This window comes from Streptomyces sp. NPDC034043 (genome assembly GCF_055575675.1).
In genome coordinates this window covers 1-13188 of the sequence record NZ_JBVISF010000020.1, presented here as the reverse complement: position 1 = coordinate 13188, position 13188 = coordinate 1, and the positions used below count along the sequence as shown (strand labels likewise).

Sequence of the window (13188 nt, the reverse complement as noted above, 5' to 3'; positions counted from 1 at the left end):
TACGAGCGGGCCCGTCTCGCCGCCGGGGCGCTGACCGTCCGCGTCCACGCACTACGCCGCGCGGTCCGCCTGAACTCCCGGCCCCGGCCGCACACCGTCACCGTGCCGACCGCCCTGAGCCCCCGTCCCGGGCGGAGGACCGGCCGGGACCTGGGGCCGTCGACGGACGTCGCCGCGGTGGAGCAGACCGGCCGGACGCTGGAGATCGCAGCCGCCGAGATGGCCGCCCGCATCCAGGCCGGCATCCGGGAACGAGCCGCCGCCCCTCTCCCAAGTCCGCGGCGGCCCCGCCGCCGAGCGCCCATCAGTCTGTCCAGCCCGCGCCGGGCCGGACCCCGCCCACCGGAGGAGTCGCATGACCACCACGCCGCCCGCGGACCCGAGGATCGAAGCCGTCGCCGCCCGGCTGAAGGAGGCCGCGCAGAAGCGCGCCGAGGCGTACGTGCCGCCGACGGACTGGCAGCCGATATGGAAGCGGCCCCGGAAGCCGAAGTCCATGAAGGCGAAGAAGGAGGAGCTGGACAAGCAGCGCAAGCGCCTCAAGGCGGCCTGGCCCACCAACGGCGACGCATTCTCCATCACCATCGACGGCCGGACCAAGACCAGCCGCGATGCCGCCGCGGCAGCCCTGGGCACCTGCATGGTCACCCTGGCCCGCGACCTCTCCCTCGCCCCGGGGGGTGCGCACGCCCGTCGGCACGCTGGGCGGCTACGACTTCCAAGGCGAGACCACCTACAACGCCAGCGGCCAGCGCCAGCTCCGCTTCGAGTGGGGCAGCACCGTCCCTCTCGGCCACCGAGACGACCGGGCTCAGTGGCCGGCTTCCAGCGTCACCGAATCCAACGGCCGCGGAGCTGTCACCAGCCTGGAGAACCTCCTCAACCGCCTGGACAAGGACGCCGACGGCTGGACCGGGAGATCGAGGTACAGCGGACCAACCGGGCGGACGCCACCAGCAACCTCCGCTCGTACGAGGACAACCCCTACCGGGTCGCGGCCCGCTCCAAGGAGCGGGAGGAGAAGCTCCTCGGCCAGCTCGTCATCGCCAACGAGAAGGTCGCCGACCTCAAGGAGCGCATGCAGAAGGACGGCGAGCGACCGGCCCAGGCCGACGCCGACGAGCTGGAGGAGTTCAGCCAGAAAGCCGACGAGCTGCGCGCTCTGATCGCGGACGAACACCTCGTCCAGGAAGGCGCCACCACCGGCACCGTGCCGGCGCCCTCATCCTCCGCTCGGTCCGAGCCTTTCAGCGGCACGGCGCCGGGCCCGTCCGCTCCGGTAGGTAGACCGAGGCCTCCAGATGGACACCGTCCGCGGCGCTGATTCAGTTCCATTCCCGGGGCGGCTCCCGGGTGCAGTCGTCGAGGACGCTGGTGGCGGGGCTCTGCGTCGGTGGAAGGGGCAAAAGCGAGCCCCGGCGAACTCGTGATCACCCCGCTAGCATCCCTGCCACCGACGCTACGATGGCCAGCGCAGGCTGGGCAATATCGGTGCCGGTGGCGAGGATTTCGCGGAGCCGCTGAAGGCGAGTGCGGGCGGTGGCGGTATCCGGCTCCGGCTCGGTGGTGATGCGGGCCAGGTCGTGGACCGCGCCGGCCGCCTCCTCACGGTCCGCGTCGGGCAGGTCCCGGCTGGTCAAGACCAGGGTGAGAAGGCGGGTCAGGTCGTCCTGCGCGGGGGCTTGTGCGTAGGTGTGCTGAAAGTCGCGTACGACGGTGTCGACCGGCTTGTTGATGAAGGTGGTGTGGGTGCCCTGAAAGTAGAAGTTCTCCGTCACGGTGGCTCCTGATGTTCCCGAGTGGATGACGACACGGCAGTCGGTGAAGTGGTGCTCTGGGCGCTCGGCCGCGACGGAAGCGGGGACAAGGGCGTCCCGGACGGCCTGCTCGGCGGCGCGGACCCGGGCGAACGCCTCGCTGTCGGCGACGCCGTCGGCGGTCGGCGCCGCGCTTAGGCGCCGTACGGCGGTCTGTACGGAGACGGGCGTGTCGAAGAAGTATCGGATGCGTCGGAGGTAGCGTTTGCCGCTGGAGACCTCCGGTGGCCTGGCCGTGGGCCCGATCAGCCGGGCGAGGTGGCCGAAGAGCGTGCGGAACCAAGCCGGGGTGGCTTCGTGGACGGGGAAGACGATCCGGTCTGCCGGACCCGGTGCGCCGGCCGCGGTGTGCGTCGGGGCCAGCAGGACCAAGCAGGGCAGCAGGGCGGGGTCGACACCGAGGGCGGCGGCGACCTCATAAGCCCCCTGGGCGTCGTACGGCTGCCAGTCCAGCCAGCGCAGCGGCGCCAGGACTCGGTACACCTCGGGTTCCAGATGCCGACGCCAGTACCGCTTGACCGCGTCCGGACCGCGCTGCTCCTCGATGACGAAGACGCATGTGGCCGGGCCGGACAGAGCGTTGAGATCGTCCAGGTGAGTTCGGACGTAGGTGGCCAGTTCCACGTCGGCGTCGGTGTACAGCAGGACGCCGAAGAGGCGGGGGGCGGCATCGGCGTCCGGGGTGTTGGCGGTGAGCTGGAGGCGCTGGAAGAGGGCGGCGGCGTTCGGGGCCGGGCCCATCCTGTAGGACTCTGTGGGGCTTTCCTCAATATTCAGCAACAGAAGGGCACCGTCGTCGAGGTCCGCCTCGTCCAGCGGGAGGACGTCCGGCAGTTTCCGGTCGGAGGCGGAATCCGTGATCCAGACTATCGGGGGTCGCGCACCCTTCGCTGGTCTGGCCAGACCGGCATGAAGCGCCGCCTCCAGACAGCGCGTCTTCAGATCGCCGACCGTGGCGCAGCCGTCCGTGTCCACGGTCACCGTGCGCTTGAGCAGCAGAGCGTCCAGCTTGCGCCAGTCCGCGTTGTCGTCGTCCGGCGCTCGCGCGGGGCCGGCGACCCGGAGCAGAGCCTCGACCTCGTCCAGGTACCCGGACCCGAACGAACAGTGGCGGGTGACGGTCCAGTCCCCTTGCCGTACCGCCGCATGTATCTGCATCGTGTTCCCCTGTCCCCGCTCGCCCTGCAACAACCAGCATGTCATTCGGGGGAGTTGGAGACCCCAGAAACGTGGTTGTGGTGCAGCATTCGTCGACCGGTCAGACTCCTCCCTTTGCCCGTGCCACAGGCTGTTTTGGCGGGCGCGCGAAAGGTCCTCGCGCAACTTGGTCGCACAACGTGACGGCACCTTGCCAACTAGCCTGCGGCTTCCTTGCCGACTACGCAGCGACACAGCACTGGGACCAGCGACCACAGGCACCACTCTTCGCCCACAAAGCTGCGTCATCACATCCTGGTTCGGACGGTAGCGCGCTTCTCCTTGACCTGGTCCGCCAGGTGCGACAAACCGTTCATCCTGAGAGGGGAGAAAACTCCGTCCTGGCACCCTGAGCGACGGCCGGGGAAAAGCCGCTGCCGGACCCAGCACGTCGCTGGGAGACTCCGCAGATGACCACGCAGCGCCCCCCGTTCCCGGTGCCCGACGAACGCGCCCCGCTTGTTGTCGCTGATCAGTGGGTCTGCGAAGGCGTCATGCTTCTGACCTGGGGTTGTGCAGGTTGGTTGAGCTGCTTGGTGGCGTCGGCGGCTCATTGAATCTGGGCGGGGTTTCGGCTCGTCAGCTGTCTGGCCTGCGGGGTTTGTTGGCCCGGGTGTGATGCGCAGGTTGGTTGAGTGGTACGCAGTTTCACTGATCCTCGGTATGTGGCGTGGTGCAGGGGGCTGGTCTCGGGCAGGTGGCGGAGACCCCGTTGTGGGCGGGAGCCAGACGATGCAGCCAGGCACTGCGCAGCTTCACTTGTCGCCGGTCAGTGAAACTGAGCAGTGACCTGGGGCTGTGCAGGTTGGTTGAGCGGGTTGCCGACTGACTGGCTCACTGAATTGGCGCAGGTAGTGGCCCTGCAGGTCGTCTGGCCTGCGGAGTTCTTTAGCTTCAGGTCCGGCTGCGCAGGTTGGTTGGGTACTGCTGCTATTCGGCGGTGGTTGTTCAGTGCTTCGGTGTTTCGTTTTCAGTGGATGCTGCGCCGTCTGACCTGCGGGTTTGCTGCGGGGGTGTGGCCCTACTGAAGGCGTGATGCCGATTTGCTGCTGAAGAGTGACGCCGAAGTGAGAGTGAGCTCGGCGCCGATCCTGTAGGCAGCCGATGTGAGTGTTGCTGCCTGGTGGGCGGTGGTTGTGGGGCCTCGGGTGGCGCACCAGTGGCTGGTGTTGGGGGCTGTTGTCGTGTTGGTGCGGGGTTAGGTGAGGTCTCGTGTTTCCCAGCCGGGCGGGAGTTTGGGGAGACCGATGAGGGCGTCGATGTCGAGGTGTTCGAGGAGGAGTGCTTTGAGGTGTCGGCCGTCGATGAGTTCCATGCGGCCGGTGCGGTGAGCGAAGTCGTGGCTGGCTTTGCCGAACCAGGCGGTGGTGACGACGATGCCTTTGGCTGCTGCTTTGTCGTGCATGACGCCGGCGAGGGCGCGGACAGCTTCGGCGGGAACGGCGTTTTTAGTGCGTTTGGCCTGGATGATGCAGAGTCCGCCGACGAGGGGTTCTTCGTTGAAGGCAACGGCGTCGATTCCGTCGTCACGTGAGGCCTGGGTAACCCAGGACTTGAGCCCAATCGCCTCGAACAGTCGGCGGATGAGGTGTTCGAACTCGATCGGGTCGAGTGCTACGAGGTCGGGGCGGCTGTCGAGGCCGGCGATCACGTCCTGCTCGGGCGCCAGCTTGTATTTGGTGAGGTCGAAGGTGACCACTGGGCGGACGGGCTCGAGGTCGTAGGGGTGCTGGGAGACGATGGCGTTGAGGTAGCGCAAGCTCTGGACGGGATCGAGTTCTGGTTCGTCGAGGACGAGTTCTTCGAAGGTCTCCCTGCTGGCACGCAGGCTGATCAGGCAAGGGCGGACGGCTTTTCCGGTGGCGCGGTCCTTTGCGTTGACGTGTCCGTTGAATGCCACGACATCGACCAGCGCGGGTGGCGTCACGGCGAGGGTCTCGTCAATGGCGCGCAGAGCGAGTCTGGCTACGAGGTCCCTGTACATGGCCTTGGTATCGGCTTCCTTCCGCGGCTGTGGCACAACCGCCGGCGGGGTCGATGCCTTGTAGCGGTACTGCGTGACCGCTGGTACTACCGCCTGACCGGGAAGTTCGACCTCCAGCACCAGCTCTCGTGATTCCGGCGCGAAGGCGATGCGCCACACGCCGCGAAGCCCTGGCGGGTAGACGATCCGGACGAGCGCCGCTTCGACATGGTCGGTCATAGCGTCCGGGCCGCCGCTGAGCAGGGCTTCCTCCACTGGCAGGCGGTGAGCATGCAGTCCCGTAGTCCTGGTGGTGAGCACGGATTCAACGCGCTGGACCTGCTCTTCGACCTCGGCTGTCCTTGCCGCAGCCTCGCGGCGTAGATCCTCGCTCACCTGCTGCCTGGCGCGCCGATCCGCCTCGGACTTCTCACGGGCCGCGGCCTTCTTCTTCTGCTCGGCAGCCCTCACTCGGGCCGCCTCACGCTTCTCCAGATCCCGGACGATTTGATCGGCCTTGCGCGCCTCCTCGGCACGAGCCCGCTCGTTCTGCTTCTGGGCCCGCATCCAGGCCTGCGTCTGCTCCCGCTCCCGCCGCGCCTCCTCCTTGGCACGCTGAGCCGCTTCCCGTTCAGCGGCGCGAGCCTGCCGGACCCGTTCAGCTTCTGCTTGCCTGGCAGCTGCAGCCCTGGCCTTCTGCGCATCGCGGTACGCCTGCATCAGCTGCGCCGCCAACGACTTTTTCGGTGCCATCAGCCCCCCTCGTGATGCTGGAAGAGCTGCCCTGCTCGCCGATCCGGCAATCAGGTGAGTCGGACCGGTCCTCAGACTGCCCCGACGAGACGGAGCCCAGAGGCATGGGAACTGACTGAAAGCACCTCAGGTGCCGCGCTGGAGCACTCTAGTATTAGCTGTCTGCAGGACTGCCCAGTGGCGCAGCTTGCACGAACTCATAAGGCACAACCGTCTGGTGGGGTCCGGGCGGGGATACGGAGCAGCTCTTCGTGCACCTCAACAGCTTCTCCGTCTACGGATTTCGTTCACTGTCCCGTGTTGAGGACATCCCTGTCAGTTCGCCGACGATCCTTGCGGGTCACAACGACGGTGGTAAGAGCGGTGTGCTGGCAGCGCTCGGTTTCCTCCTGGGCACTTACCGCTTGGTTGATGAAGACCGTACGTACCAGGTCGGGAGTGGTTCGGAGTCGGGCCGGTGTGCGGAAACCCGGGTGGAGGGAACCTTCGCTCTGAACCTGGCCGAGCGCAGTGACGGCGACCTGCCGGCAGTGATCCGTATCCGGCGTCGAGCCCGAGCGGGCGAAGCCGTGTCCATGGAGTACCTGGGAACGCAGCCCGAGGACCCGCGTCTGCGTGATCTCAGCAGGTTGCTCCGACCGGCACTCGCAGCTCTGGTCGAGGAGTTCGGCCTTGTAGCCAGGGGCAACCTGAAGGATGACCTCCTTGCTGCTTTGGCAGGGCATGCGGCGACATTGCCGCAGTCTGAGATGTGGCAGCCGCTCCCCAAGAAGCTGGTAGAGCGGTTGCCTAGGCTGCTTGCATTCGGAGGTAAGGATGAGAGTCCCGACGACGCCGTCCGAACGGCGCTGAGTAGCTGCTACGAGCTGCACTTGCAGGATGAGACCGTGCAGGGCCGGGTGAAGGAGATCGAAGCAGAGATCACTCAGCGGTTGGAGAAGGAGGCTGACTCCCTGTGCCGGCACATCCGCGAACACTGCGCCGAGTTCGTCGGCGTTGAGGTCAAGCCGGAGGTCTCCTTCAGGGGTGGATTCAGGGGAGCCCCCTTGCACGTCTCGCGGGCCGACGGGGAGCTAGTGGACCTGGCGCGCTCCGGACAGGGCAGCACACGCCGTATCGCCCTCGCAGTGTGGGAGTGGACGAGCAACCTGCTGGAGAAGAACGAACTGGCTGCAGCCTCGGAACAAGACGTCGAAGAACCCACCCAGACGATCGTCGTCTATGACGAGCCTGACACGCACCTCGACTACCGCCATCAGCGCACCGTGATGGACATCATTCGCAAGCAGTGCGCGCAGCCGCATGTCAGCGTGCTCGTCGCGACACACTCCATGAACCTCATCGACGGCGTCGACATCGCCGATGTCGTCCATCTCAGGCTCGGCAATGATGGCCGCACAGTCGTCGAACGTCTCGTCGCCGACTCACACGACGGCATCGACTTCCACCTCGGCCAGATCGCCTCCGCCCTCGGTCTGCGAAACTCAGTGCTGCTCCACGAACGCTGCTTCCTGGCAGTGGAGGGGGACACCGAGCGCCAGAGCATCCCCCTACTCTTCCGCTTGTCGCAGGGTCTGTCTCTCCAAGCAGCCGGTGTCGCTCTCTGGGGATGCGAGAACAACGAGGGCGCTCTGCACCTGGCCAGTTACCTGGTCAAACACCAGCGAACCGTGATGCTGATGGTCGATGCTGACAGCCGGGACAACAAGCTTTTCAAGCCCGACCGAATCCGCCGAGCCGGCCTCGATCTGCACACTCAGGTCTCCTACGTGGGCGAGGCGGCTGGTTACAACGAGTTGGAGGAGCTGTTCAGCGACGAGCAGTGGGCTGCCGCTGCGAATGCACGCTGGCCCCGTGCTGCTCCTCTGGACTGGAAGGCGTCAGATTTCGCTGCGCACCGAGGAGGGAAGTTCAGCTCAGGCATTCTTAGGATGATCAAGGAACAGGCTGGGGAGACGAGCCCTAACGGTAAGCCGGATATGGTCTTCGGGCTGGTGACGAACCTGCGGGCTGCCCATGAGGTACCCGAACAGCTGCGACAGTTCTTCGCTGAGGTTCAAGCAATGGCTACTGGCTCGCCGGTCGGCGACTCTGCCGTCGTTTGATCATGCGTTCCTTGCGTTGAGCGAGGGTGGGTGCTGCCCAGGCATGCCACCCCACTCCTTCCTGCCATTGCCGGGCATGCACAGAGGTTTCTATGCCGCACCACCTGCATCCGCTGGGCGCAGGAGAAACGTCGCTTTGAGCAGGATCCGACTGGGACACGAGACCTCCTTTCACACCCTTATCCTCCCTCCTGGCACTGACAAGCGCCCGGTTGAGCCCAGGGGGCGCTTACTCGTAGATCGCTCTCCTCACCCGCTTCCCAGTGGCGGGTAACTCATGTCAGTTGTGTAGGTAGACACCTTGCTTGAGCTGGGCGGTCCTAGGAACGCGGTCTTTACGTTGTCGTGAGACCCAATACCCCGTTTGGGTGTTTCGTGTGGTGTGTCCGTGTGGTCTTCGCGTTCCTGGACAGCGTCCCCCTGGTAATGAGCGTGCGGTTCGGGGGTGAGGTCGGTGGAGGAAGGCCTTGGATCCGGTTCAGCGGGATCGGATGTGTCGGCTGGGTGGGGGCGTGAGGGAGCGGTGTCACGCCTGCTGGCTCTGGACGCGCGCGAAGAGTTGACGAGTGCGCACGTTCGCTTGGTGGCGAGAGCTCTACAGGTGTCGGAGCGGACGGTGTGGAGCTGGCTGGCGGCTGCTCGTTCCGAGGGGCGGACCGGCCGGAAGGCGCGTTCGCGCTTCACGGTGACCGACGAGATGCGCCGTTCGCTGGCGTTGTGGGGCGGGAATGTCTCCGCGGTGCGTCGTGAGCTCGTGGCCCGTGCCGCGCGGGATCCGTTGTTGGGTCCGGTGCCGTCGCTGTCGGTGTTCCACCGAGCTGTGGTGCGGGATTTGTCGGTGGGGGAGCGGGCGGGTTTGAAGGGTGGTGAGGCTGCCCGGCGTCGGTATGACGTATACGGCAAGCGCCCGCCGACGCATCGCAACGCGTGTTGGGAGGGGGATCACAAGCGGATCCCGGTCCGGGTCGCCCTGGATGGGGTGGCGGTGTGTCCGTGGGTGACGTGGTTCATCGATGTGGCGTCGAAGGTGATTGTGGGTGTGGCTGTCACTCCGCATCAGCCGGCCCGGGATGCGGTCCTGGCCGCCTTGCGGGCGGGGATCAGCCGCGTGGATCCGTACGGGCCGTTCGGGGGCCTGCCGGGCCGGGTGCGGGTGGATCGGGGCAAGGACTTCCTGTCGAAGGCGGTGTCGCGGGCTCTGGGCGGTTTCGCCGTCCCGGTGGATGATCTGCCGGCCTACAAGCCCTACCGGAAGGGCACCATCGAGGCGCTCAACGGCGCGGTGGAGGAGATGCTGCTGGTCTCCTTGCCCGGGTACACCCGCCGCGCCCGGCCCGCACAGGCGTACCGGCCCGACCTGGTGGAGGGCCTGCTGCCCTACCCCGACTTCGTGAAGGTCCTGCTGGACTGGGTGGCCTGGTGGAACACCGAGCACCGCCCGGCCGGCCTTACCAGCGGCCGTACGCCCGCGCAGGCCTGGGAGGCGGACCCGGCACCCGTTGAGGACGTTCCGGAGGAGCGGTTGGCGTTCTTTGCGCTGGAGGACGACGGCCGGATCCGGAAGATCACTACGAACGGGGTCTCCTGGCGGCGCCGCGCCTACATCGCGGACTGGATGGCCGGCCATGTCGGTACGCGGGTGAGGCTGCGGTACCTGCCGCACTTTGACGGGCGGATCGAGGTGTTCTCTACCGACGGCTGGGGCCGGCATCTGGGCAGCGCCTATCTCGCCGAGGCCGCGACGCCGGACCAACGCCGAGCCCTGTCCCGGGTCCGTGAGAGCAGGGCCAGAGCGCTGAAAGCGGACCTGAAAGCGGCCGAGAAGCTGCGCCGCACCCGCTACACCGCCATCACAACTGCAGCTGTGCCGGGCCGGCGGCGCACGGAGACCGCGAGCGAGGCGCGGGCCGAGATCGTCCGGGCTCAGGCTGTGGATCTGGCGGCCCGCGCGCTGCCGGACCTGATCCCGCCTCGGGAGCCACCAGCGGGCTGGGCACGGCCCCGTCCGCGTCCTGGTACCTCCTCCGCCCCGAAGCGCGGCCCCGGCACCGTGGTGCCGGCCGACACGACGGATACCGAGCCCGGTTCGGGCAGCAGGGAGTGACAACAGATGGCTACCGCTGAACGCAGGGGACGCCTGCCCCGGGAGCGGGAGGACCACTTCATGCGCCTGCCGGGCGCCCAGGTGGTCTCCACCCGTGCGCTGCTCACAGCCAGGGAGAACATCCGGGCCGCGATCGAGGCGAAGGCGATGATCTGCATCTACGGGCAGGCCGGCAATGGCAAGTCCTTCGCGGTCAACGCCTCGCTTCGTGAGCTCGCGCCGAAGCTCACCCGCCGGATCCAGTTCCGTGCCAGGCCCTCGACACGGGACCTGCGCCACGAGCTGTTCCACGCCCTGGGCCTGCAGGGCCGTCCGCCCTCTCATGCGATTGAGTTCGACCGCATGCTGCGCGGCGCTCTGGAGGAACCGCACGTCCTGGTCTGCGATGAGGCCCAGTGGCTGTCCAAGATGTGCTTCGAGTACCTGCGCTACCTCTGGGATGACGCCGACTCCGACCTCACCATCGTTTTCACCGGCGGCAACGGCTGCTTCGAGATGCTGCAGAGCGAGCCCATGTTGGAGTCCAGGGTGTACGCATGGCAGGAGATCGACCGGATGCCGCTGGACGAGGTCCTGGCCGTCGTCCCGGCCTTCCACCCGATCTGGGCCGACTCCGACCCGGATCTGATCGCCTTGTGCGACCAGGAAGCTGCCCACGGGAACTTCCGGGCCTGGGCGAAGATCACGCACCATCTCACTGTCGGAATGAAGGAGTCCGGACGCCGAACCGTGGACGAGGAATTGCTGCGCTGGGCCTACAGCAAGCTGAGCCACCGCCTGGCGGCCTGATGCTCCACTGTCCGAACCCGCCACCGGTCACCGTGGTCCTGGACCCCTACGACGACGTGATCCATACCCGCGCCGCCCTGGCGTCCCACGCCCCCGACGACGGACGGATCACCGTGCACCCCACCCCGGGCACCGACTCCTCCATCACGCTTGCCTACGACATCCTCGCCGCCCTGGGCAAGCCCGTCCCTCTGGACGGCTACCGCCAGCTCGATACCGCCCCGGCCTGGTCGATCGCCGCCGCCTGGATCCTGGCCACCCCCATCACCCACCTCACCCTCCTGCGCGCACATCTCCTGACCCCGCACCGGTTCAAAGACCTCCTTGCCCTGCGCCGACGCACGGGGGTACGGCTGGTCCTTGTCTGCCACCACCGCGCCATGCGCGCCTTCCTGGAGCGCGAACTGCAGCAGGTGGAGCACACCATCACCGAGGCATCCGCGTTGCTTCCCGCGCCCGAGCCAGCCACCCCGGGCCGGCAGGTGCCTGGGCCGCTGCGCCCGCTGGCGAACCACTGGATCGGACTGCCGGCCCTGACCACTCTCATCGCTGACGATGAGCCGGCCAGCTCCTGCCAGTGCGCCGCGCCCATGGCGGTCGAGCAAGACTTCTTTCCGCCGGTGATGCCTGCCCTCACCGAGGCGGAGGTTGCCTGGCGGCTTCGCCGGGCTACCGCGCATCCGTACCTGGCTGCCCAGCTCGCCACGGCGGTGTTCACCGCGGCCTGCACTACCCAGCTCGATACGGTTCACGTCCACGATGTGGCCCTGGACGGCTCGACCGTCACGCTTCACGACCATGGCCTCCGCCGGGGCTGCATGACCCACCCCGTCCCCACGTGGGCCCGCCCCCTACTGCGAGCCGCAGCCCTTATCTGGAGGCTCAAGGCGGGCACCAACGGTCCGCTCTTCACCGATCCGCTGGCAAGCACCGGCCTACCGCCGCTGACCGCCTTCGCCGAGAGCTGCAAGCTGCGCCCGCCCCAGCCACCACGCCCCCAACGCCGCCGTCGCAAAGGCACGACGCCGGCACCGAAACCGCACCAGGAGACGGTCTGGCCTGTGTGCACCGTCCACTACCGGCGGCCCTGGGCCGCGCCTGAACCTGAGCGGATGTACGGCTGCCCGTACCCGCCTCCTCATACTCAAAGGACCATCGACAGGAGGAAGAAGGGATGGCCGCCCCCTGACTACGGTCTGCGCGAACTTCAGTCCCCACACTGGCAGTTGGAGCCATCCCTGTAGCCCGGGACAAGAGCAGGAGAAGCCGAACCCTGCGGTCCCACTGGGGGTTCACCAGTACTTCGCAGCTTCACCTGTCGGCAACCGGTGGTTCTGGTATGGGATGGTCTTTCCAGTGTCTAGCTCTGATTCAGGTTGAGTCAGGTGGGCTGTGCGCCTGACCGGTGTAGCGGCATGGGGCCGGAGAATGGCTCTGACCGTGGACGGTGTTAGCTTCCTCCATGTGACGGTCCACCAGGAGCAGACGAGGGCGGCCTATGACGGGGTCGTCGAGTTGTATGCGTCGATGTTCGCTGATCGGTTGGAGACGCAGCCGTTCGCGCGGGCGATGATCGGCATTTTTGCGGAGCTGGTGCGCGGGGCGGGGAATCTGCGGGTGGCTGATGTCGGGTGTGGGCCTGGACATCTGACGGGCATGCTGCATGATCTGGGGCTGGACGTCTTCGGGCTCGATTTTTCCCCGGGCATGGTCGCCTATGCCCGGCGGGCTCATCCGGCGTTGCGGTTCGACGAGGCGCGGATGGAGGCCCTGCCGGTCGAGGACGGCGCGCTCGGTGGCGTGCTGGCCCACTATTCGATGATCCACACCCCGCCTGGTGAACTGCCTGCGCTCCTCGCTGAGCAGGTACGCGTCCTGGCGCCCGGGGGCCTGCTCCTGGTCTCCTTCTTCGCGACCGAAGAGCTGGAGCCGATCCGCTTCGACCACAAGGTGGCCCCGGCCTACAGTTGGCCGGTGGACGGCTTCGCCGACTTGCTGGTCGAAGCCGGGCTCGTGCCCTTTGCCCGGCTGCTTCACGATCCGGCCTCCGAACGGGGCTTCCTTGACGCCCATTTGCTGGCCCGCCTGGGTTAGAGGAGCACAGGGGCCCGACGACTGGGCCCCCTACTGCTGCCAGCTTGGCCCGCGGAGCGGGCCGTGGTCTGGAGGCGGAGCCGGAAGACCCAGGTGGGGGAGCGAAGCGGACCCGCCCAACGGGCCGAAGGCCCAAACCCCGTGAAACGGGGTCACCGGAGCGCGGGAGCCCTGGGACTTGCGCAGCAGGCCCGCTCTGGTGGAGCGCAGCGGAACCAGAGCCAGTCCGGAGCGAAGCGCAGGACCCCGGCCCGAAGGGCCGGCCATGGCTCGGAGCGAAGCGGAGAGCCGGGCCCGAAGGGCCGGCCGAGCGCAGCGAGGCCGTTCAGTCCTGAGCGCGCAGCGCTCAGGGACCCGCTCCGCGGG

Annotated in this window: 8 protein-coding genes; 6 read left to right on the top strand and 2 right to left on the bottom strand. The window is 67.3% G+C overall.

All coding sequences use genetic code 11. From position 1 onward, the window contains the following. The first annotated feature begins 355 nt into the window (after positions 1-355). Positions 356-1324 (top strand): hypothetical protein, encoded by a 969-nt coding sequence (locus ACZ51S_RS31365; RefSeq protein ID WP_468962705.1) that lies wholly within the window; start codon positions 356-358, stop codon positions 1322-1324. A 106-nt stretch (positions 1325-1430) separates the two neighbouring features. Here the strand turns inward: ACZ51S_RS31365 and ACZ51S_RS31360 are convergent, their stop codons facing one another. Both ACZ51S_RS31360 and ACZ51S_RS31355 read right to left on the bottom strand, forming a co-directional pair. Then, positions 1431-2975, bottom strand: coding sequence for a hypothetical protein (locus ACZ51S_RS31360; RefSeq protein WP_468962703.1), 1545 nt, complete (start codon positions 2973-2975; stop codon positions 1431-1433). Positions 2976-4212: 1237 nt separating this feature from the next. Further along, complete coding sequence (locus ACZ51S_RS31355; RefSeq protein WP_468962701.1) at positions 4213-5730, bottom strand: restriction endonuclease; 1518 nt, start codon at positions 5728-5730, stop codon at positions 4213-4215. A gap of 251 nt (positions 5731-5981) precedes the next feature. Here ACZ51S_RS31355 and ACZ51S_RS31350 point away from each other — a divergent pair, with 251 nt between their 5' ends. The 5 genes from ACZ51S_RS31350 to ACZ51S_RS31330 all read left to right on the top strand — a co-directional run bounded on the left by ACZ51S_RS31350 (position 5982) and on the right by ACZ51S_RS31330 (position 12822). Continuing rightward, the gene (locus ACZ51S_RS31350) at positions 5982-7835 is read left to right on the top strand and encodes an ATP-dependent nuclease (RefSeq protein WP_468962699.1); all 1854 of its coding nucleotides are present in this window, start codon (positions 5982-5984) and stop codon (positions 7833-7835) included. Between the two features lie 523 nt (positions 7836-8358). Continuing rightward, positions 8359-9939: a Mu transposase C-terminal domain-containing protein gene (locus ACZ51S_RS31345; RefSeq protein WP_468962697.1), complete on the top strand. Its 1581-nt coding sequence runs from the start codon at positions 8359-8361 to the stop codon at positions 9937-9939. Positions 9940-9945: 6 nt separating this feature from the next. Further along, complete coding sequence (locus ACZ51S_RS31340) at positions 9946-10728, top strand: AAA family ATPase (protein ID WP_468702181.1); 783 nt, start codon at positions 9946-9948, stop codon at positions 10726-10728. 32 nt (positions 10729-10760) lie between these two features. Next, positions 10761-11972 (top strand): hypothetical protein, encoded by a 1212-nt coding sequence (locus ACZ51S_RS31335; protein ID WP_468962695.1) that lies wholly within the window; start codon positions 10761-10763, stop codon positions 11970-11972. 184 nt (positions 11973-12156) lie between these two features. Next, positions 12157-12822, top strand: coding sequence for a class I SAM-dependent methyltransferase (locus ACZ51S_RS31330; RefSeq protein WP_468962693.1), 666 nt, complete (start codon positions 12157-12159; stop codon positions 12820-12822). Positions 12823-13188 lie beyond the last annotated feature (366 nt).